This window comes from Streptomyces sp. NPDC058864, assembly GCF_042742985.1.
GTDB lineage: Bacteria > Actinomycetota > Actinomycetes > Streptomycetales > Streptomycetaceae > Actinacidiphila.
This window is the reverse complement of the sequence record NZ_JBHYMQ010000007.1, coordinates 43,999-65,722: the sequence shown is the minus strand read 5'-3', so window position 1 is coordinate 65,722 and position 21,724 is coordinate 43,999. Positions and strand designations below refer to the sequence as shown.

Genomic DNA, 21,724 nt, shown 5'->3' with positions numbered 1-21,724 from the left:
GCTGTGCCCAACACCAGATCCAGCATGGGGGCATCCGCAATGACGACAGGTCGGCCCGTGCACCGGGCCGCGCCACCGAACGCGGCCTACGCCGGTCAGATCGTGCACTTCCCGGACCCGGTGCGGCGCGCCCGCCACCCGCAGGGCGTACGCGTGGACGAGCGCGGCTACCCCGACTTCTCGCCGTACGCCCGGGCGGCGGCCGAGATCGCCGAACCTCCGGACGGCTTCGGCATCGACGAGCTCCGGCTGACCGACTACGTGTCGGCCAACGCCGCGCTGCACGCCGCCGGTCACGAGCTGTGGGGCAGCCTGTCCTCTGTCGCCACGCCGCACGGGTGGACCTGGCACCACGTCGCCGGCAGCCGCCGTCTGGAACTGGTCCCCGCCGAGGTCAAGTCGTTGCTGCGGCACCACGGCGGCCTGGCCACCACCGCCTCCGCCGACCACGACAAGCGCGGCACCCGGCCGCTCCAGGAGACCCGGCCCGTCCACTTCGGCCTGCGCAAGGACGGGGTCGCCGTCACCGAACAGCAGGTGCGGGACGTCGAGGAGGAGCTCGGCTACCGGCTGCCCGGCGCGTACCGCACCTTCCTCAAGGCGGCGGGCGGCAGCGCCCCGCGCGGCGTCGCCCTGCTCCCCATGCTCGGACTTCTCGTCGACCAGCCCTTCTTCACCGTGCGGGACGAGGCGGCCGCCAACGACCTCGGCTACGTCAACAAGTGCCTGCGGGACCACCTCAGCAAGGACTACCTGGCGATCTCCTACGTCCAGGGCGGCGTGCTCGCCGTCAAGGCGCGCGGCGCCGACCTGGGTTCGATGTGGCTGTGCCCGTACGACGACGTGCGTGACGCCGACGGCGCCTTCGGCTCCACCGAGGAGCGGGTCGCCGGGCTGCTGCTGCCCTGCGGCGAGGACTTCGACGCCTTCCTGGCCGCGCTCGCCGGCGAACCGCCGGAGCTGGAGACGGTGGCGAACCTGATGGTGGACGGCGGCTTCGCCCGCGCCGTCCCGGTGGAGGGGTGAGGCAGCACATGGTCACGTTCGCGCAGGCGCAGGAGCGCGCCGAGCGGTGGATCAACGCCGACGTCCCCGCCTACCTCACCCGCGAGGTGCAGGTGCGGGAGTTCGACCGGGGATTCGTGGTGTGGTCCGAGCCCAGGGACGGCGGTCCGACCTCGGACGACGGGGAGACCCGCATCGTCATCGCCCGGGACAGCGGCGAGGCCACGCTCTGGCCCGCACTGCCGGTGGGCGAGGTCATCCGCCGCTGGGAGGAGACCTACGGTGCCGCGGCCGACGCGGTCCCGGACGCGAGTCCGGAGCCGCCCCGGCGGATCGACCTGGAGGCGACGTCCTTCCTGCTGAGCCCGCCGCAGTGGCTGCAGGACGCCGCCGACCGGCTCGGCATCCCCGACCGCCGCGAGGTCCCGGACGGTGTCCCCGGCGACACCCTCCCCACTCCGGCTCCCGTCACCGCGCCCGGGCCGGCGACGCCCACCCAGCCGTACGTCCCGACCCCGACCCCGCCGATGCCGACCCCGTACGGCGGCCCGCCGACCCCGCCGCCCACGGCGTGGCGGGACGCCAACGACAGCAACGGCGCGGGCGCGTCCGTGCCGCCGCCGGCGACCGTGTACGCGCCGCCGATCAGCGACTCGGACGACGCCCACACCCCGCCGCCGATGACGAGTGCCGACGCCAGCACCGAGCGGCTGCCCGGCGTGCCCGAGACCGGGACGCCGCTGCCGCAGCCCCGGGCGCAGGGCGGTTACGGCCACCCCGGCGCCGGTGCGGGCGCACCGCCCCCGCCTCCGCCGGCCCCCGGGCCCGGCGCCTACGGCTACCCGGGCGGCTCGGGCGCGCCCCCGCCCCCGCCCTCGCCGTTCGGCGGTCCGACGGCGGCCGCTCCGCCCCCACCGCCCCCCGCGCCGTCCACCCCTGCCCGGCCGGCCACCGGGGACGTGCACCAGGCCGCGACGATGCTGTCGCGTCCGGACGGCCCGCCTCCGCCGCCCCCGCCGCCGGGCCCGGGACGCGGCGCCGCCGACGTGGCCGCCGCCGAGACCTCGAAGGCGGCCCCGCCCGGGCCGCCCGCGCCGCCGCCCGGTCCGGGAGTGCCGGGCACCCCCGCCGCCGGGTACGTGCCGACGCAGCTCGTGCAGGCGCTCCCCGCGAACGACCGGCCCGGCCCGCCCGCACCTCCTGCCCCGCCGGGGCCGGCGGCCGGCGACGTGCACCAGGCCGCCACGGTGCTGTCCCGCCCGGACGGCGGTGCCGGGGCCTCGGCACCGCCCCCGCCCCCGCCCGGCCCCGTCGCGGCGGCGCAGCAGCCCGCGGCGTACGGCTACCCCCAGCCGCCGCAGCCCCAGGCCCAGGCCCAGCCGCCCACCGGGGTGCCCACGGTCGGCCCCGGCTACATGGCCGTGCTCCGCTACCGCGCGCAGGACGGCTCGGAGCAGCAGCTGATCCGCCGCTCGGCGCCCGGCACGCCGCACCCGGAGTGGCAGATCCTGCACGAGCTGCGCGCCCTCGGCGTGCCTCCGCAGGCGGTGCTGGAGCTGCACACGGAGCTGGAGTCGTGCGACCTGCCGGGCGGTTACTGCGCCCGGATGATCCGCGAGACCTGGCCCCAGGTGCGGATCAGCAGCACCGCCCCGTACGGCAAGGACCACGCGAGCCGTCGCGCGGGCGTCCAGCACCTGCTGACCCACCTCGGCGAGCTGCACCAGGTGGCGAGCGCCCCGGCGCACGCCCACCCGCACCGGGTGCCGATGCCCGAACCGCACCGGATCCAGCGGGTCCCCCCGGTCCCGCTGGACGCGATCGGGCACGAACTGGCGCAGTCCTTCGGGCCGCAGGGCGTGTTCCGCTTCGACCAGCGGGCGGTCGCCCGCCAGGGCGTGCCGGACCTGGTCGCGCAGACGCTCACCTGGTCCGGGCTGCCGGTGGACTTCGGCCCGTTCTTCTGGGCCCAGGCCCAGCCCGGACGGCCGGTGCCGACCCTGGCGGAGCTGGCGGCCGAGCGGGGCGTGCAGCCTGCCCCGGACGCGGGTTCGTACCTGGTGATGGGCAATGACTTCGGCCGTCAGCTGTGCGTGCAGTACGGCACGGCGCACATCGTCGCGGTGCCGCTGGAGGCCGGGCCGGGCGGGACGGCGGCGGTGCCGCAGTTCGCCAACACCAGCCTGCCGGAGTTCGTCCGCTGCCTGGCGCTGCTGGGGAAGATGTGGCGCTGGCGGCTGGGCCTGACACCCGAGCAGGCGGGCCGCTGGACGGTCGACTTCCAGAACCAGCTGGCCGCGCTCGACCCGGCGGCGGTCGCCTCGCCCGAGCACTGGTGGCCGGTGCTCATCGAGCAGATGTGGGACGGGATGCTCTAGGCCCGGTCGCGACGTCGCTCCGGCCGGCCGGCGGGCCGGTCGGAGTGTCGCGATATGGGTAAATCGGGCAAATCCCGGAGAATGGGGGTATGAGTACGGCACACCCCCGCGGCGGCCACGGCTTCGCCACCGTCCGTGGTCGCGGGTACCGCACCGAACAGGTCGACCGCTTCCTGGAGGAGCTGTCCGAGGACCGCGACGCCGCCTGGGAGCGTGCCGCGCGGCTCACCGTCCTGGCCAGCGAGATGACCGCGGAGTGCGCGGCGCTGCGCGACGTGGTCTCCACGCTCTCCCCGCCGACGTACGAATCCCTCGGGAAGGGCGCACTCGACCTGCTGCGGCTGGTCGAGGAGGAGGCCGCCTCCGTCCGCGAACAGGCCGAGGAGGAGGCCCGGCACGCGCACGACGCGGCCGATGCCGCCCGCCGCACCCTCATGGACGAGGCCCGCGCGGCCGCCCACGCCCGCCGCGGCACCGCGGACGAGCTGGCCGAACAGCGGCTGGAACGCTCCCGCGCCGACGCCGGGCGCGTCCTCGGCGACGCCCGCGAGGAGGCCGGACGGCTGCGGGACGAGGCAGCCCGGGAACTGGAAGCCGCCCGGCAGGACGGCGAACGCACGCTCGCCGAACTGGAGAAGGACCACCGCGAGCGCTTCGACACCCAGGAGCACGAACTCGCCGAGGGCGAGGCCGGTGCCGACTCCCGTACGGCCGAACTCACCTCCTACGCCGAGGCCATGGTGGACGACGCCCGCCGGGCCCTGGCGGAGACCGAGGAGGCCGCCCGGCGCCGTCAGGAGGAGGCCGACGCCACCGCGGCGGAACTCCTCGCCCAGGCGCGGGTGCGGGAGGAGCGCATCCGTCTCGCCGCGGAACGCGAACTGCGTGAGCACGAGGTCCGCCGGGAGGAGATCCGCGAGCACCTCGCCCACGTCCGCAGCAGCCTCGCCGCCCTCACCGGCCGCGAGGTCCCCGACGCCGAGGACGAACCGGACCCCGCCGCCCCCGACGTTCCCTCCCCCTCACACGGGGACGATCAGGAACCGTCGTAGGCGGGGAACTCGCCGCTGTCCACGACCCACGGCCCCACGGCGACGGCGTCCCCGAAGGCGTAGTCGTGGCGTGCCCGGTAACGGGGGCCGTCGTCGCCGGGTGACGGTCCCGGATCGGAGAGCACGGCCAGTGTCTTGTCGCGCGGGTCGATGATCAGGTAGAGCGGGATGCCCATGGCGGGGTAGTCCCGGGTCTTCTCGCGGTAGTCGTTCTCCGGGTTGGACGTGGAGACGACCTCGGCCACCAGGGCGACGTCGGCGGGGTCGAGGAAACCGGGCGTGTCGAGGGCCTGTTCGGCCACGACGACGAGGTCCGGACGGCGCATCCGCCCTATGGCGGGCGCCTCGATCTCGGGACCGCTGTGGGCCACGTGACCGGCCCACTCCGGATCGTCGGCCATCTGCCCCTCGATCTGTCGCCGCAGCCGCAGCGCGATCAGCTCGTGCCGGTTCACCGGCGGCATCATCATCGTGATGACGCCCTCACCGATCTCCACGGCCCAGGTGTCCTCGCGCTCCATCAACTCGCCGGCGATGGCCCGCATGCGCGCGTAGGTCTTCGCGTCCACGGGCTCACCGTACCGCCGGGTCGTCCTCCAGGACCGGGAAGCGGCGGGGGGCGACGAAGAGGACCGCGGCCAGGGAGAGGACGGCCGCGATGGTCGCGCCGACGTAGACGTGGTCGACCGCCGCCGCGACGGCGCGGCGCACCTGGTCGTCGAGATGGGCGGCGCCGGTGATCGAGTCGAGGTCGGTGCCGGAGCCGTGCAGGCGCGAGGCGAGGGTCGCGTTGGCGACGGCGCCGAAGACGGCCGCGCCCACGCTCTGGCCGACCTGGCGGCAGAAGAGGATCGACGAAGTGGCGGTGGCCCGTTCGCTCCACGGGACGGTGGACTGGACACCGACGATCAGCGGGAGCTGGAAGAGGCCGAGGGCGGCGCCGAGGGCCAGCATCACCAGGGTGGGCTGCCAGGCGGGACCGGCGTAGGGGAGCGATACCAGCACGACGAGGACGACGGTGGCGGCCGCCATGCCCAGCGCCGCGGTGTTGCGGAAGCCGATGCGCAGGTAGACGCGGTTGCTGAGGGCCGCGGAGAGGGGCCAGCTGAGCGTCATCACCGACAGCACGAAGCCCGCGGCGATCGGCCCGAGGCCGAGCACGGTCTGGGCGTACGTCGGGAGGAAGACCGTCGGGGCCACCATCAGCACGCCGAGCATGCCCAGGGCCAGATTGACGGCGACGATCACCCGGCGCCGCCAGACCCAGCCGGGGATGATCGGCTCGGCGGCCCGGCGCTCGGCCCACACGGTCAGGCCGAACATGACGAGGCTGCCGCCGAGCAGCCACCACCGGGTGGCCCCGCCCTGGACGAGGCCGGTGATCAGTAGCCCGCCGGACAGGAAGAGCAGCAGCGCGCCGGGCCAGTCGACCCGGTGCCGGGTCCGCTCGCCGACCCGCTCGCGCAGATGGCGGGAGATGAGCAGCAGCGCGACCGCGCCGACGGGCAGGTTGATCAGGAAGATCCAGCGCCAGCTGGCGTAGCCCGCGAAGAGCCCGCCGCACAACGGCCCGAGGACGGCGGAGACCGCCCAGACGGTGGAGATCGCCGCCTGGATGCGGCCGCGCTCCTTCAGCGGGTACAGGTCGCCGGCGATCGTCTGCACGGTCCCCTGGATGGCGCCGCCGCCGAGACCCTGCACGATGCGGAAGGCGATCAGCCCGGCCATGTTCCACGCCCCGGCGCACAGTACGGAGCCCAGCAGGAAGATCCCGATGCCGGTGAGCAGTACGGGTTTGCGGCCGAAGGTGTCGGCGAGCTTGCCGTAGACCGGGAGGGTCACCGTGACCGCGAGCAGGTAGCCGGAGAAGAGCCAGGAGAAGACGGAGAAGCCGCCCAGCTCGCCGACGATCTGCGGCACCGCGGTGGAGATGATCGTGGAGTCCATCGCCGCCAGCGCCATGGCCAGCATCAGCGCGGCGACGACCGGTCCGCGCCGCTGCGGCCCCGCGGCGGACGCCTCGGCGGCTGCGGTCGCGGTCTGCTCGGTGCGCTCCACTGGTCCCCCCTGGTTGTGTGTACGACACACGATTTCATGCCGGGACCCCGCGCGCACAGGGGGTTCCCGCAGGCCGGACGGCGACGCTTGAACCTCCCGTGACCGGAGGGTGCAGTCTCGACCCCGAGCCGGGTACGCCGAAAGGCGCAGACCCCCTAGGGGTCCCACCCGACTTTCTCCTACCCCCGGTTCGTACCGGCGGAGGACGAGGGGGCCCTCCTGGGCTCCCTAGCCTTCTGGTGGGGCTAACCCCCGGGCCGATACGGAGACCCGCACCATCGTTCCGGCCCCCTCCCCGAAGCCAGTCTTGGTACGCGACGAAGCACGCCCCGCAACGGCGGCGGCCACCACCCGAACAGGAGCATCCACGTGACAACGGCAGTATCGATTCCCAAGTCCGGGGGCAGCGGAGAACGTACGGCCGTGGCCGCCCGGGCCCGTCAGGTCACCAAGGCGTACGGCTCGGGCGAGACCCGGGTCGTGGCCCTCGACGCGGTCGACGTCGACATCGACCGCGGCCGCTTCACCGCGATCATGGGGCCCTCCGGCTCCGGCAAGTCGACCCTGATGCACTGCCTCGCCGGTCTCGACACGGTGAGCGAGGGCCGGATCTGGGTCGGTGAGACCGAGATCACCACGCTGAAGGACAAGAAGCTCACCCAGCTGCGGCGGGACAAGATCGGATTCATCTTCCAGGCCTTCAACCTGCTGCCGACCCTCAACGCAGCCGAGAACATCACGCTGCCCATGGACATCGCCGGCCGCAGGGCCGACCCCCAGTGGCTGCAGCGCGTCGTGGAGACCGTCGGTCTGGCCGGCCGCCTCAAGCACCGGCCCGGCCAGCTCTCCGGCGGCCAGCAGCAGCGCGTCGCCGTGGCCCGCGCCCTCGCCGCCCGCCCCGAGATCATCTTCGGTGACGAGCCGACCGGGAACCTCGACTCGCGCGCCGGTGCCGAGATCCTCGGCTTCCTGCGCCGCTCGGTCGACGAACTCGGCCAGACCATCGTCATGGTGACCCACGACCCGGTCGCCGCCTCCTACGCCGACCGCGTCCTGTACCTCGCCGACGGCCGGATCGTCGACGAGATGCGGGACCCGACCGCCGACTCCGTCCTCGAGCGCATGAAGGACTTCGACGCGCGCGGGAGGACGTCGTGACCGTCGTCAAGACCTCGATGCGCAACTTCGTCGCGCACAAGGGACGCATGGCGCTGTCCGCCATCGCCGTCCTGCTGTCGGTGGGCTTCGTCTGCGGCACGCTCGTCTTCACCGACACCATGACCTCCACCTTCGACAAGCTCTTCGCCGCCACGGCGTCGGACGTCACGGTCACGCCCAAGGGCGCGCCCAGCGACGACGAGATGCAGATGACCACCAAGGCGGCGACCGTGCCGGCCGCCACGGTCGCGCGGCTGAAGGAGGTCGACGGCGTCAAGTCCGCGACGGGCGAGGCCAACAGCCAGACCCTCACCGTCACCGACGCCGCCGGCGACAACCTCGGCCCGACCTCCGGCGCCCCCACCATCGCCACCAACTGGGACTCCACGGAGCTGCGTTCGGTCGACGTCACCTCCGGCCACGCCCCGCGCGGCCCCACCGAGGTGATGGTCGACGCCGACACCGCCGACAAGAAGCACCTGAAGCTCGGCGACGAACTGCGCGTCATCGCCATCCCCGGCGAGTTCCACGCCCGGATCAGCGGCATCGCCACCTTCAAGGTCACCAACCCCGGTGCGGCGATCTTCTACTTCGACACCGCCACCACCCAGACCAAGGTGCTCGGCGCCAAGGACGTCTTCAGCAGCATCGGCCTGACCGCGCAGCCCGGGATCAGCGACGACCAGCTGAAGAAGAACGTCACCGCCGCCCTCGGCTCCACCGCGGGCTACAAGGTGCAGACCCAGGCCGAGTGGACCGCCGAGAACCAGAACGACATCGCCGGCTTCCTGGACGTCATCAAGTACGCGATGCTCGGCTTCGCGGGGATCGCCGTCCTCGTCGGCATCTTCCTGATCGTCAACACCTTCTCCATGCTGGTCGCCCAGCGCACCCGGGAGATCGGCCTCATGCGGGCCATCGGCGCCAGCCGCCGCCAGGTCAACCGCTCGGTGCTGGTCGAGGCGCTGCTGCTCGGCGTGGTGGGCTCCGTGCTCGGCATCGGCGGCGGCGTCGGGCTCGCCGTCCTGCTCATGAACCTCATGGGCAGCGCGGGCATGAACCTCGACACCTCCTCCCTGACGGTCAAGGCCTCGACCCCGGTCATCGGGCTCGTCCTCGGTGTCGTGGTGACCGTCCTCGCCGCCTACCTGCCTGCCCGGCGGGCCGGCAAGGTCTCCCCGATGGCCGCGCTGCGCGACGCCGGCACCCCCGCCGACGGCCGGGCCGGCAAGGTGCGCGCCGCGATCGGCGTCGTCCTCACCCTCGCGGGCGCCGCCGCGCTCCTCGCCGCCGTGCAGTCCACCAAGGCCGCGGACGGCTCGATGTTCCTCGGCCTCGGCATCCTGCTCACCCTGGTCGGCTTCGTGGTCGTCGGGCCGCTGCTCGCCGGCGTCGTCGTCCGGGTGATCAGCGCGGGCGTCCTGCGGATCTTCGGCCCGGTCGGGCGCCTCGCCGAGCGCAACGCGCTGCGCAACCCGCGCCGCACCGGTGCCACCGCCGCCGCCCTCATGATCGGCCTCGCCCTCGTGGCGGGCCTGTCCGTGGTCGGCTCCTCGATGGTGGCCTCGGCGACCGACCAGCTCGACAAGTCGGTCGGCGCGGACTTCATCATCGCCTCCGACAGCGGCCAGCCGATCACCCCGCAGATCGAGCGGGCGATCAAGGCCGCGCCGGGCCTGGCCCACGTCACCGACTACAAGTCCCTCGACGTCAAGCTCACCGCCCCCGACGGGTCGGTGTCCGACACCTCCCTGTCCGCCGCGGACCCGACGTACGCACAGGACCTCCAGGTCAAGACCGTCGCCGGCGAGCTGTCGGCCGCGTACGGCGCGAACGCGATGTCGGTCGGCGAGGGATTCGCCGACAAGCACAAGGTCAAGCTCGGCGACAAGCTCTCCGTCCGCTTCGAGCACGGCGACACCGCCGCGCTGACCGTCGCCGCCATCACCTCCTCGGACACCGTCTTCGACCAGGGCGCGATGTACACCAACATCACGACCGCGGCGCGCTACGTGCCGGCCGACCGGATGCCGATCAACGACATCATGTTCGCCGCCGCCAAGGACGGGCAGCAGGAGGCGGCCTACGCGGGGCTGAAGAAGGCGCTGCACGACTTCCCGCAGGTCCAGGTCCGCAACCAGGCCGACTACAAGCAGCTGCTCAAGGACCAGATCGGCCAGCTGCTCAACCTGATCTACGGCCTGCTGGCCCTGGCGATCATCGTCGCCATCCTGGGCGTCGTGAACACCCTCGCCCTGTCCGTGGTGGAGCGCACCCGGGAGATCGGCCTCATGCGGGCGATCGGCATGTCGCGGCGGCAGCTGCGGCGCATGATCCGCCTGGAGTCGATCGTCATCGCCCTCTTCGGCGCGGTGCTCGGTCTCGGCCTCGGCATGGGCTGGGGCGCCTCCGCCCAGCAGCTGCTGGCCCTCCAGGGGCTCGGGATCCTGGAGATCCCCTGGCCGACGATCATCACGGTCTTCATCGGCTCGGCCCTCGTCGGACTCGTCGCGGCGCTGGTGCCGGCGTTCCGGGCGGGGCGGATGAACGTGCTGGGCGCGATCGCGACGGAATAGCGCGCGGAGCGCGCTGCGGCCCCGGGGTACGTGTGCCGCGTCCCCGGGGCCGTTGTCCGTGTGCGGGTGCGTTGTGGTTGCGGTTGGGGGTTTTTCCGCCCGCCCTCCCGTTGCCCCGGTTGGTCAGTGCGGGTCTGCGCTCTGTTCGTCTGTGGGTCGGTGGCGCGCCGGCGCACTCCCCCAGCCTTCGGCCGGGGGGACCCCCACAGCGCTCGCGGATTTGCCGGGCCGTTCCGTCACCGGCATCACCGCTCGTCTCCCCCAGCCTTCGGCCGGGGGGACCCCCATGGGCGCACCCCTGCACACCCCCTCGTGTCGTATGGGCGACTGACGCCGGTGGGGGGTGAGTAAGGCACCTGCGGCAACCCCGGACTGCTTCATCGCCCACCCTCCGGCCGTCTCCGGTCCTTGGGCCGGATCGGCCAGTGGGGGTGATGAGGCACTCGCGGCAACCCCGGACTGCTTCATCACCCCCCACCGGGCGTTGGTCGCTCGCGATAGGGAGGGGGTGGGGTCGTAGGGGTGGGCGTTCTGGACGCTGACGTGTATTTGTTGTGCGGCAGAGCGGCGCCGATCCGGATTGCCCGCCATGCACATAAATATGCGGTACAGAATGCCCACCCCGGAGGCCCCGCCCCCGGGGTGCCCAACGGACCGGGCGAGACCCGCACTGACCGACCGGGGCCACGGGCGGGCGGGCGGGGAAAAAGGCCCAACCGCAGGCGCAACGGACGCGCACATGGGGGCGACGGCCACAGGACAGGGCACCGGGTGTCCGCGGAGCGTCGTACGCTGGGACCCCCGGCCCGTTCGACGCGTCGGGCTGTTCGCGTTGCCCCCCGCCTGTCTGCCCTTGGGACGGAAAGCCACATGAGCCTCAACGGTCTGCTCGACGTCGTCGTGGACGACCCTGCGCTCGCGGAGGCGATCCGCGGTGCCGCGGACGGCAACCGCCCGCACGTCGACCTGGTGGGTCCGCCCGCCGCCCGCCCGCTGGCGCTGGCCGCGCTCGCGGCCCGCGCCGGCCGCACCGTGCTGGCGGTGACGGCGACCGGCCGGGAGGCCGAGGACCTGGCCGCGGCCCTGCAGTCGCTGCTGCCCGCGGACTCCGTCGTGGAGTACCAGGCGTGGGAGACGCTGCCGCACGAGCGGCTCTCCCCCCGTTCGGACACGGTGGGCCGCCGCCTGGCCGTGCTGCGCCGGTTGGCGCACCCCAGTGCGGACGACCCGACGGCCGGCCCCGTGCGTGTCGTCGTCGCACCGATCCGCTCCGTGCTGCAGCCGCAGGTCAAGGGCCTGGGCGATCTGGTGCCGGTGGCCCTGCGCACCGGGCAGACCGCGGATCTGAACGGCGTGGTGGACGCCCTCGCGGCCGCCGCCTACGCCCGCGTGGAGCTGGTGGAGAAGCGCGGCGAGTTCGCCGTGCGCGGCGGGATCCTGGACGTCTTCCCGCCCACCGAGGAGCATCCGCTGCGGGTGGAGTTCTGGGGCGACGACGTCGAGGAGATCCGCTACTTCAAGGTGGCCGACCAGCGCTCGCTCGAGGTCGCCGAGCACGGCCTGTGGGCGCCGCCCTGCCGGGAGCTGCTGCTCACCGACGAGGTGCGGGCCCGCGCCGCCGAGCTGGCCGAGGAGCACCCGCAGCTGCGCGAACTGCTGGACAAGATCGCCCAGGGCATCGCCGTGGAGGGCATGGAGTCCCTGGCGCCGGTGCTGGTGGACGACATGGAGCTGCTGCTGGACGTGCTGCCGGCCGGGTCGATGACCGTGGTCTGCGACCCGGAGCGGGTCCGTACCCGGGCCGCCGACCTCGTGGCGACCAGCCGGGAGTTCCTGGAGGCCTCCTGGGCGGCCTCCGCCGGGGGCGGCGAGGCGCCGATCGACCTGGGCGCGGCCTCGCTGTGGAGCATCGCGGACGTGCGCGACCGGGCCCGTGAGCTGGGCGTCCCCTGGTGGTCGGTGAGCCCGTTCGCTGCGGATGACGAGCTGGACGCCGACACCCTCAAGCTCGGCATGCACGCCCCCGAGGTCTACCGGGGCGACACCGCGCGGGCACTCGCCGACACCAAGGGCTGGCTGGCCGACGGCTGGCGCGCGGTCTTCGTCACCGAGGGCCACGGCCCCGCCGCCCGCATCGTGGAGGTGCTGGGCAACGAGGGCATCGCGGCCCGTCTGGACACGGGGCTGGAGGGGCCGGTCGAGCCCTCCGTGGTCCATGTGGCCTGCGGCTCGCTGGAGAGCGGCTTCGTCGACCCGGCCCTGAGGATCGCGGTGCTCACCGAGACCGACCTGTCCGGCCAGAAGTCCTCCACCAAGGACATGGGACGCATGCCGTCCCGGCGCCGCAAGACCATCGACCCGCTGACACTGCAGGCGGGCGACTTCATCGTGCACGAGCAGCACGGCGTCGGCCGATACGTGGAGATGGTGCAGCGCACCGTCCAGGGCGCGACCCGCGAGTACCTGGTGGTCGAGTACGCACCGGCGAAGAAGGGCCAGCCCGGCGACCGGCTCTTCGTGCCCACCGACCAGCTGGAGCAGATCACCAAGTACGTCGGAGGCGAGGCACCCTCCCTGCACCGCCTCGGCGGCGCGGACTGGACGAAGACCAAGGCGCGCGCCAAGAAGGCGGTCAAGGAGATCGCCGCGGACCTGATCCGGCTGTACTCCGCGCGTATGGCGGCCCCCGGCCACACCTTCGCGCCGGACACCCCCTGGCAGCGGGAGCTGGAGGACGCGTTCCCGTACGCGGAGACCCCGGACCAGCTCACGACGATCGCCGAGGTCAAGGAGGACATGGAGAAGTCGGTCCCGATGGACCGGCTGATCTGCGGCGACGTCGGCTACGGCAAGACCGAGATCGCGGTGCGGGCGGCCTTCAAGGCCGTGCAGGACGGCAAGCAGGTCGCCGTCCTGGTGCCCACCACGCTGCTGGTGCAGCAGCACTTCGGCACCTTCTCGGAGCGCTACTCGCAGTTCCCGGTCGTGGTGAAGGCGCTCTCCCGGTTCCAGACCGACAGTGAGGCCAAGGCCGTCCTGGAGGGTCTGCGCGAGGGTTCGGTGGACGTCGTCATCGGCACCCACCGGCTGTTCTCCTCGGAGACCAGGTTCAAGGACCTCGGCCTGGTCATCGTCGACGAGGAGCAGCGTTTCGGCGTGGAGCACAAGGAGCAGCTGAAGAAGCTCCGTGCCAACGTCGACGTGCTGACCATGTCCGCCACGCCGATCCCGCGCACCCTGGAGATGGCGGTCACCGGCATCCGCGAGATGTCGACGATCACCACCCCGCCGGAGGAACGGCACCCGGTATTGACCTTCGTCGGCCCGTACGAGGAGAAGCAGATCGCCGCCGCGGTCCGCCGCGAACTGCTGCGCGAGGGCCAGGCCTTCTACATCCACAACCGGGTGGAGAGCATCGACAAGGCCGCCGCGCGGCTGCGCGACCTGGTGCCCGAGGCGCGGATCGCCACCGCGCACGGGCAGATGGGCGAGTCCGCGCTGGAGCAGGTGGTGGTGGACTTCTGGGAGAAGAAGTTCGACGTGCTGGTCTCCACGACGATCGTCGAGTCCGGCATCGACATCTCCAACGCCAACACCCTCATCGTCGAGCGCGGCGACAACTTCGGCCTCTCCCAGCTGCACCAGCTGCGCGGCCGCGTGGGCCGCGGCCGGGAGCGCGGTTACGCCTACTTCCTGTACCCGCCGGAGAAGCCGCTCACCGAGACCGCGCACGAGCGGCTGGCGACGATCGCCCAGCACACCGAGATGGGCGCCGGCATGTACGTCGCGATGAAGGACCTGGAGATCCGCGGCGCGGGCAACCTGCTCGGCGGCGAGCAGTCCGGCCACATCGCGGGCGTCGGTTTCGACCTGTACATCCGCATGGTCGGCGAGGCCGTCGCCGACTACCGGGCCGCCCTGGAGGAGGGCGGCGGCGAGGCCGAGGAGGCCCCGCTGGAGGTGAAGATCGAGCTGCCGGTCGACGCGCACGTGCCGCACGACTACGCGCCCGGCGAGCGGCTGCGCCTGCAGGCCTACCGGGCGATCGCCTCGGTGAACTCCGAGGAGGACATCGCGTCCGTCCGAGAGGAGCTCACCGACCGCTACGGCAAGCTCCCGGAGCCGGTGGAGAACCTGCTGCTGGTCGCCGGACTGCGGCTGCTGGCCCGCCGCCTCGGGGTCTCCGACATCACCCTGCAGGGCAACAACGTGCGCTTCTCGCCGGTGGAGTTGCGCGAGTCGCAGGAGCTGCGGCTGAACCGCCTCTACCCCCGTACGGTCGTGAAGCAGGCGGCCAGGCAGATCCTGGTGCCGCGCCCCGCCACGGCGCGGATCGGCGGCAAGCCGGTGGTCGGCCGGGAACTCCTGGCGTGGACGGCGGAGTTGCTGACCACCGTGCTGGACAGCTGAGGCGCCCCCGCCCGGGGACGCCAACGGGCCCCGCCCGCGCGGGAAGAGACGCGCGGGCGGGGCCCGTTGGCGGTTCGGCAAGGCGTTTGCCGGACGGCACCACCCTCACCCCTTCGAGTGACATTGCCAGGTGGCCGGAGGATGCGCGTGGCGCCGGGCACGCCTCTCCTGCCTGGCGTTTTCCCGCAGTGCGGGGGCGGAGAGCGCGCCTCCGGGCGGCTTGCCCGGCGCGAGGCACGGGGCTAGCGTCCGGCATCGCTGGACGAATCGTCCGGTGTTTATGGACGGACTCGCGTCCCGCCGGCGCCCCGCCCACATCCCGACGGTGCGTCCCGCGCACTCCGGGCCCGGGGATCCGCCGCCCCATCCCCCTTTCCAAGGACGGATCCCCGGGACCCGGGCCTGACGACCCAGCCCCCGGAGGAAGAAGTGCCCGGACCACATCCGCCCGCCAGGTGCCGTTCATGACGCACGGACCCTGGGAACTGCTCGCGCGCGGCGGCCTGGACGTACTGGCCCTCATGGTGCTGGTGGGCCTGCTGTACCGGCGCGGCAGCCCGGCACCGCAGATGCCGCTGGTGCTGACCGCGCTGAACATCGGCCTGTTCGCGGCGATGAGCGCGATGGGCGCGGGCAAGTTCCCGGCCGGGGTCGGCTTCGGGCTGTTCGGCATGCTCTCCCTGGTCAGGCTGCGCAGCACCGCCTTCACCGCCCGGGACGTCGCGTACACCTTCACGGCCCTGGTCATCGCCCTGTGCGGGGGGCTGCCGCAGCGGGAGATCTGGCTCGTCGTGGCTCTGCACACGCTGGTCCTCGTGGCGGTCCTGGTCGTCGACGACCCGCACGCCCACCAGCCGGCCCGCGTGGTGCGCCTCACCCTCGACCGGCTGTACGCCGACCCCGCGGCGATCCACCGCGAGGTCGCCCTGCGGTTCGGCCAGGAACCGCTCGCGGTCCTGGTGGACGAGGTCGACTTCGTACGGGAGACGACGCGGGTCTCGGTCCGCTACCGCGGCGACTCGCCCGTGGGCTGGGGTCTGCCCGAGGACGGGGCGGGGCCGCCCGCCGGGCGGAGCGGTCACGACAGCCCGCTCGAGAGCAGGCTCGTGTGACCGCGGCGGAGCCGTTCGCCGACGTGCTCGGCCTCTCCGGACTGCGCGGGGCGACCCTCGCCGAGGTGGACGCCGCCGCCGCGCTGCAGCACCGGGTCGACCGCAAGTACCTGCTGCCGGTCCTGTCGGCGCGATGCCTGGTCGCCGCCCTGGCGCCGACGCACCGCGTGCTGGACCTCGGCGGTCGCCGCACCACCGGGTACCGCAGCACCTACTTCGACACCGCCGGGCTGAGCGCCTGGCACGCCCATGTGCAGGGGCGCAGGCGCCGCTGGAAGGTCCGCACCCGGCTCTACGTCGAGGACGGGCTGTGCCGCGTCGAGGTCAAGACCAAGGACGGGCGAGGCGCCACGGTCAAGCACGCCCGCACCCTCGCCGCCCGGGAGTACGGCCGCATGGGGCCCGGGGCGGCCGCCTTCGTCGACGACGTGCTCGGCGGCGCGGGGGTCGCGGTCCGCGCGGGGACGCTCTTCCCGGCGGGGGAGATCCGCTACGTCCGCGCGGCCCTGGCCGACCTGGAGGCGGGCAGCCGCGTCACCCTCGACGGCCGGCTCACCTGCCACAACGGCCGGACGACCGCCGCGCTGGACCACGGCTTCGTCCTCGTCGAGACCAAGGGTGGCCCCCGGCCGGGCTCCGCCGACCGGCTGCTGATGGGCCTGGGGGTCCGGCCGCTGCCGCTCAGCAAGTACGTCGTGGGGCAGGTCCTGCTCGTACCCGGGCTTCCCGGCAACGACGTGTTCCGCCTGGTGCGGCACTGCTTCCACGCCCTCCCGCGCACCGCACCGGCCGCCCGGGTCCCCGCACCGTCCGGGCCGCACCCGAACGAGACCGCCGGAACCGCGCGGTGAGCACGGCCCGCCGCAGGGCTCCGGTCCGCCCCGGGGTCCCGGTCCACCCCAGGGCTCCCCGCAGCGCGGGGCGGCGGTACCCGGTCGTCGCCCTCGTCGCCGCGGCGGCCGCCGTCCTCGGCCTGATCGGCATCCACGACCCGGGCCCCGCGGAACCCGGGAAGGCCGCCGCCGCCGTACGGCGGATCGAGCAGAGCCCCCCGCCCCCGCTCTTCCCGGACGCCGAGGTGCGCGTCTGGACCGCCCGGCTCGACAAGCAGCGGCGGGCCGCCGACGCGCTGTACGCCCGGTGGCGGGCGGGGCACGGCACCGTCCGGGACGACCCGGCCTTCGTCCGCTGGGCCGCGAACCGCGTCCCGGACCCGCCCGGCGCGGCCGAACGCGCCGCCGGACTCGGGCAGGCGCGCCGCCTCGCCCGCACCCGCACCGCCGCAGGCCGGGCGGCAGCCGCCTGGCTCGCCGCCCACGGGGAGCAGGACATCTGGCGCCTCTACCTGGACGACCAGCGCGAACTGCTGCCACGCGCCGCGGGCGAGGCCGCACGGCTCCGCCTCGACGCCGCGCTGGAACTGGCCGGGACGATCGGCGTACGGCTGGCCGGCCACTACCGGCAGCCGTACCCCTCCGTCCTCGACCCGGCCCTGCGCCCCGACCCGGCGGCCACCCGGGACGCCGACTGCGCCTGCGCCTACCCGGCGGCCCCCGCCGTCCTCTCCTCCGCCGCCGTCGCCGTTCTCACCGGCCTGGCCCCGCGGCGCGCCGCCGAGTACCGCTGGATGCAGGTCCAGGTGGTGCACGCCCGTCTGTACACCGCCGACCACCTGGCGGGCGACCTGCTCGCCGGTGTGCTGCTCGGCTCGCTGGTCGGCGATTACATCCGGGCGGCGGACGGCGCGGGGAAAAGTCGTGCATGACCGACGGCACCCCCGCTGACCTGGCAAGGGAGCACGCGTCCGGGCCAGGTTCACCTGGACGCCACCCCGCGGCGGCCGGCGTTCCACCCGATCCCGCCTCGCACTCCGGGGGACGTCCCATAGTCTGCCGGAGCAGGTGACATCGGACATCGACCGGAACGTGGATCCATGTACATCGCCGTCCTCGCCGAGCCCCCGGCGGCCGCCGGATCAGCGACCGCACCGCGCGCCGCCGACCTCTCCGGACACCGGCCCGGACCGGTCCTCCCGGGGCCCGGTGAGGTGCCGGGTGAGGTGCCCGGCCATGAAGCAGGCGAACCGGGGTACACGCGGTCGCAGGAACCGTTCGACACCGACGGCCGGTCCGGTCGGCCCACGGATCCCCTGCCCGCCGGCCCACCGATGGCGGGCCGCGGCCGCCGCCTTCCGCACCGCGGGGGGACGCACCCGCCCGCGGCGGGGGCGCGCCGCGCAACCATCCGATCCCGCGGCCCTGCCGGACACCGGCCGGGCCCCGCGAGTGCCACCGGGAGTGACCGCCGATCTCCGTCCAGCCGATGACCACCGCCCCCGCCGCCCCGACGGCCGGCCGCGCGACCGGGACGAGCGAGGCGCACTCCGCACCGCCCGCCGCCCGGCCGCGCGAACACAGATACGACATCGACCTGTTGCGCGTCCTGTGCTCCATCGGCGTCATCGTCTGCCACTGCGCGGGCCAGTTCCTCAACGCGGTCGGCCGGCAGCCGGATGGAGGGCGGCCCGTCTACTGGACGGCGCTGGCCGGCGACGGCCTCAGCCGCTGCGCCGTGCCGTTGTTCTTCGCGATGGCGGGCTGGGTCGTGCTGTCGGGCGCGCCGCCCCGCGACGGGGCGCAGGTACGCGGCCGGCTGACGCGCATCGTCGTGCCGATGGCCGTGTGGACGGCCGGATACCTGCTGTGGGACCAGGTGCGGGACGCCAACCCCCGCCCCACGCTCCGGGTGGCCTACGAGTCGTTGTTCGGTTCGGTCCAGCCCGCCTTCCACCTCTGGTACCTGTACGCCTACGTGCCGGTGATCCTGCTGCTGTCGCTCGTCGCCCTGGTCAGGGGAGGGAAGCGGCCCTACGGCCTGGCGGCCGTGTTCGTCGCCCTCGCCCTCGCGCCGACCCTCCTGGACGACGCCGCCGGATTGCTGCACGTGAAGCTGCCCGGCTTCGCGTGGAACCCGGCCCCCTACCAGATCGCCTACGCCGCCGCCGGGGCCTTCCTGCTGGCGCTGCCGCCCTCGGCCACCACAGGGCGCCGTCGTCGCCTGCTGTGGCTGGCGGGTGGTGTCTGCGGATGGGCCGCGGTGGCCGGCTACGAGCACTTCGTGCACTACCCGTCCCCGTACGCCGGGGTGTTCGTGCCGTTCCTGGCCGGTGCGCTGCTGATGGCCCTGAACCGGATCACGGTGCCCGTGCGCTTCCGGCCGCTGCTGTCGCGGCTCGGCGGCGCGGCCTTCGGCGCGTACCTGGTGCACCTGATGTTCCTGCGCGCCCTCGCCCCGCACCTGGTCACGGCGGACGCGGGCTGGCTCGGCGCGGCCGGTCTGCTCGCCCTGCTCGTGGCGGGCACCGCCGCCCTGTCCTTCGCGGCCAGCATGCTCTGGACGCGGCTGGGGCTCACCCGCTGGCTGGGCTGAACCGCCGGCCGGGCCGGCCCACGCACCCGTGGGCCGGCCCGGCTCGGCCCCGCTTCAGCCCTGAGCGGTCCGGATGGTCCTCACCAGACGCCGCACCGCCGGGTTGCGGCGCAGGCTCTCGGCCCTGACCCCGCTGCCGCCCGGCAGCCGGAGACTGGTCAGCCGGCGCCGCTTGAAGTACTTCGCGTTCGCGGCGAGATGGGCCGTGAGCCACGCCTCGGCCTCGCCCCGGAGGGGGGCGTACTTGACCGACTGCATGCAGTAGCTCACGGTCCTGACCAGGGGCGCCAGTTCGCCGTTGACCCGCTCCGGCGACAGGTCGAGCGGCTTGCCGACCTCGGCGGTGTCCCGCTCGATGTCCGGCAGGACGGCGTCGACGACGGTGAGCGGCACCCGGTTGCTGTTCTCGTAGGGGGCGATGCGCTCCAGCAGCAGTTCCGTGCCCACCCGCGCGACGGGGATCGCGTAGAACGCGGCCGCCGTCATCAGCGCGGTCGAGAAGCATCCGACGACGAGGCCGGGCTTGAGGTGCTGGTACACCGTCTCCGCCAGTACGGGGACGTCGAGGACGGTGAGCCGTACCCCGAGTTCCTCCGCCGCCTGTTCCAGTGACTGCGAGTACTGGGCGGGCGCGCTGGGGTGCGGCTTGAACAGGACGTGCCGGTGGCCGGCCGCGACGGCGCCGCGGAGCATCCGCACGTGCAGGGCGTCCTCCTCGTCCCCGGTGATCAGTTCCAGGGCGGCGAGGTACTGGCCGAGCAGTACGGCCGTGGGCCGGTCGTCGGCGGGTACGCGCTCCTCGAGAGCGGCGAGGCCGTGCCCGCCGATCTCCTCCAGGACCTGGAGGAACGACTCGTTGGGGATGACGACCGGCTCGACGCCGTACTCGGACAGCAGCATCGGACGCAGCCCCGGCACGAGGTCGAGGTGGAGCAGCCGCTTGATGCGGCTGTTGATGCCGACCGGGATCCGGTTGCGGGTGGGGCCGTAGCTCATCAGGCCGTCGGCGTACACGTGCACGGGGCTGTCGGCGAAGATCTCCACGATGGCCCGGGACGGATTCGCCTGGATGGACTCGCACGCGATCTCGACCGGCTCGGACCCCAGGTCCCAGGCCAGGCGCAGGGCCCGCTCCCAGAGCAGGGTGTCCTCGGGGCGCGGCGACCAGCCGACCGGGTGATGCGGAGCGATGGTCTCGTTCCACGAGTACACCGCGTCGAACTCCGGACGCAGCCGCTCGAAGCCGGCCATCTTGTCCAGCGGGGTGCTCAGCTCGGGGATCGCGGAGGTGTTGCTCACCACGAGCAGCCGCCGGCCCTCGCGGGGTCCGAACAGGCCCGCCCTGATGGCGCTGGTGATGGTGGCCGCGGCGTACTGGGTGGCCGCGAAGAAGATCTGGGTCATACGAGGGCTTCCTTCATACCGCCGCGTATCCGGCGCAGGGTCCGCTTGCGCTGCTCGTCCATGCCGGCCAGGGCCGCCTGCAGTTCGTGCTCGGGGATGCGGCGCAGTGCCTCGCCGCTGAGCTCCTTCAGCCGGGCGGCGACCCGCCGTTCGAAGCGGTCCCGTTCGCGCAGGTGATGGGCGATCACGACGCAGTAGTTCCGGATGGCCTTGGGGCGCAGTTCCGCGACGTCCGGATCGCTCGCCAGCTCCTGCAGGACCAGCTCGAAGGACCGGATGAAGTCCAGCTGCCGCACATCGCCGATCTGGGTGAGCGAGGTCGTGATGCCGCGCCGGTAGAAGACTCCGTGCAGGCTCGCCACCGCATAGGAGTCCGCCTTGCGGTGCAGCGCCCAGATCCACGGGCGGTCCTCGGCGGTGCGCAGCCCGTCGTGGAAGCGCAGCAGGCCCCGGTCGAGCAGCCGGCGGTGATAGATGCCCGCCCAGGCGTACGGGTAGTCGACCATCGTGCTGTCGTCCGTCGGCAGGATCGACCCGCGCGGATCCAGCGGTGTGTCACGGCGGCCCTCGGGCGCGCGGTGCACCCGGCGTTCGACGCCGGTGACCTGGACGTGGTCGGTGCGCACAAAGTCGACGTCGTGACGCTGGATGGTGTCGACGAGTCGCGGCAGGTACCCGGGGGCGAGCCAGTCGTCCCCGTCGAGGAAGGTGATGAAGCGACCTTCCGCCACGTCGAGCCCGGTGTTGCGTGCCGTGGCCAGTCCCTGGTTCGTCTCGTGACGGACGACACGGCTGTTGGGCAACCACTTGGACATGTCCAGGAGCGCTTCGTACGTGTCGTCCTTGGTGGACCGGTCCTCGACGAAGATGAACTCGAAATCGTCCCGATGATTGCTGACGAGACTGGTCATCGTGTCGGCGAGGTAATGCCGGATGTTGTAGCACGGGACGATGACGGAGAGCGTGGGCCTATTGGTCACATGTTCACCTTGGTTCTCGTACAGTCGAAGCCGGTGAAAGGCTAGCTTTGGGTGCGTGGCTGCCCGCTGTACACAAGGTGATCGGAAGATGAACTCGGGCTGGAGGGTTTCCACCGCGCGCTCCGGATGTCCGCCGATGTCGATTTGGCCCGAATCGCGACG

General features: G+C 73.2%; 14 protein-coding genes. 10 read left to right on the top strand and 4 right to left on the bottom strand.

What is annotated here, in order from left to right; genetic code table 11:
* Positions 1 to 39 precede the first annotated feature (39 nt).
* The 3 genes from ACFW3D_RS08030 (at position 40) to ACFW3D_RS08020 (ending at position 4,435) form a co-directional block, all read left to right on the top strand.
* Positions 40 to 1,026, top strand: a complete 987-nt coding sequence (locus ACFW3D_RS08030) for an HNH endonuclease (RefSeq protein WP_500502660.1) — start codon at positions 40 to 42, stop codon at positions 1,024 to 1,026.
* A gap of 8 nt (positions 1,027 to 1,034) precedes the next feature.
* Positions 1,035 to 3,383 carry an SUKH-4 family immunity protein gene (locus ACFW3D_RS08025; RefSeq protein WP_500502658.1) on the top strand — a complete coding sequence of 783 codons (2,349 nt, stop codon included), beginning with the start codon at positions 1,035 to 1,037 and terminating at the stop codon, positions 3,381 to 3,383.
* Between the two features lie 89 nt (positions 3,384 to 3,472).
* On the top strand, positions 3,473 to 4,435 hold the full coding sequence (locus ACFW3D_RS08020; protein WP_500502656.1) for a DivIVA domain-containing protein: 963 nt from the start codon (positions 3,473 to 3,475) through the stop codon (positions 4,433 to 4,435).
* Here ACFW3D_RS08020 and ACFW3D_RS08015 read toward each other — a convergent pair.
* Both ACFW3D_RS08015 and ACFW3D_RS08010 read right to left on the bottom strand, forming a co-directional pair.
* Positions 4,420 to 5,004: a Uma2 family endonuclease gene (locus ACFW3D_RS08015; RefSeq protein ID WP_500502654.1), complete on the bottom strand. Its 585-nt coding sequence runs from the start codon at positions 5,002 to 5,004 to the stop codon at positions 4,420 to 4,422. The two genes, ACFW3D_RS08020 and ACFW3D_RS08015, sit on opposite strands and share 16 nt — an antisense overlap.
* Positions 5,005 to 5,008: 4 nt before the next feature.
* Complete coding sequence (locus ACFW3D_RS08010; protein WP_500502652.1) at positions 5,009 to 6,493, bottom strand: MDR family MFS transporter; 1,485 nt, start codon at positions 6,491 to 6,493, stop codon at positions 5,009 to 5,011.
* Positions 6,494 to 6,862: 369 nt separating this feature from the next.
* Here ACFW3D_RS08010 and ACFW3D_RS08005 point away from each other — a divergent pair, with 369 nt between their 5' ends.
* The 7 genes from ACFW3D_RS08005 to ACFW3D_RS07975 all read left to right on the top strand — a co-directional run bounded on the left by ACFW3D_RS08005 (position 6,863) and on the right by ACFW3D_RS07975 (position 19,178).
* The gene (locus tag ACFW3D_RS08005) at positions 6,863 to 7,651 is read left to right on the top strand and encodes an ABC transporter ATP-binding protein (RefSeq protein WP_500502650.1); all 789 of its coding nucleotides are present in this window, start codon (positions 6,863 to 6,865) and stop codon (positions 7,649 to 7,651) included.
* On the top strand, positions 7,648 to 10,227 hold the full coding sequence (locus tag ACFW3D_RS08000) for an ABC transporter permease (RefSeq protein WP_500502648.1): 2,580 nt from the start codon (positions 7,648 to 7,650) through the stop codon (positions 10,225 to 10,227). The genes ACFW3D_RS08005 and ACFW3D_RS08000 overlap by 4 nt, the downstream gene beginning before the upstream one ends.
* An 870-nt stretch (positions 10,228 to 11,097) precedes the next feature.
* Positions 11,098 to 14,637 carry a transcription-repair coupling factor gene (mfd, locus tag ACFW3D_RS07995; protein WP_500502646.1) on the top strand — a complete coding sequence of 1,180 codons (3,540 nt, stop codon included), beginning with the start codon at positions 11,098 to 11,100 and terminating at the stop codon, positions 14,635 to 14,637.
* Positions 14,638 to 15,101: 464 nt separating this feature from the next.
* The gene (locus tag ACFW3D_RS07990; RefSeq protein ID WP_500502644.1) at positions 15,102 to 15,749 is read left to right on the top strand and encodes a DUF4956 domain-containing protein; all 648 of its coding nucleotides are present in this window, start codon (positions 15,102 to 15,104) and stop codon (positions 15,747 to 15,749) included.
* Complete coding sequence (locus ACFW3D_RS07985; protein ID WP_500502641.1) at positions 15,746 to 16,600, top strand: VTC domain-containing protein; 855 nt, start codon at positions 15,746 to 15,748, stop codon at positions 16,598 to 16,600. Before ACFW3D_RS07990 ends, ACFW3D_RS07985 begins: the two co-directional genes overlap by 4 nt.
* Positions 16,597 to 17,514, top strand: a complete 918-nt coding sequence (locus ACFW3D_RS07980; protein ID WP_500502639.1) for a hypothetical protein — start codon at positions 16,597 to 16,599, stop codon at positions 17,512 to 17,514. The genes ACFW3D_RS07985 and ACFW3D_RS07980 overlap by 4 nt, the downstream gene beginning before the upstream one ends.
* 557 nt (positions 17,515 to 18,071) lie before the next feature.
* Positions 18,072 to 19,178 carry an acyltransferase gene (locus tag ACFW3D_RS07975; RefSeq protein ID WP_500502637.1) on the top strand — a complete coding sequence of 369 codons (1,107 nt, stop codon included), beginning with the start codon at positions 18,072 to 18,074 and terminating at the stop codon, positions 19,176 to 19,178.
* 54 nt (positions 19,179 to 19,232) lie between these two features.
* Here ACFW3D_RS07975 and ACFW3D_RS07970 read toward each other — a convergent pair whose 3' ends face one another.
* Both ACFW3D_RS07970 and ACFW3D_RS07965 read right to left on the bottom strand, forming a co-directional pair.
* Entirely contained in the window at positions 19,233 to 20,582 is a 1,350-nt protein-coding gene (locus ACFW3D_RS07970; RefSeq protein WP_500502635.1) for a polysialyltransferase family glycosyltransferase, read from the bottom strand.
* Complete coding sequence (locus ACFW3D_RS07965; RefSeq protein ID WP_500502633.1) at positions 20,579 to 21,562, bottom strand: glycosyltransferase family 2 protein; 984 nt, start codon at positions 21,560 to 21,562, stop codon at positions 20,579 to 20,581. The genes ACFW3D_RS07970 and ACFW3D_RS07965 overlap by 4 nt, the downstream gene beginning before the upstream one ends.
* Positions 21,563 to 21,724: the final 162 nt, after the last annotated feature.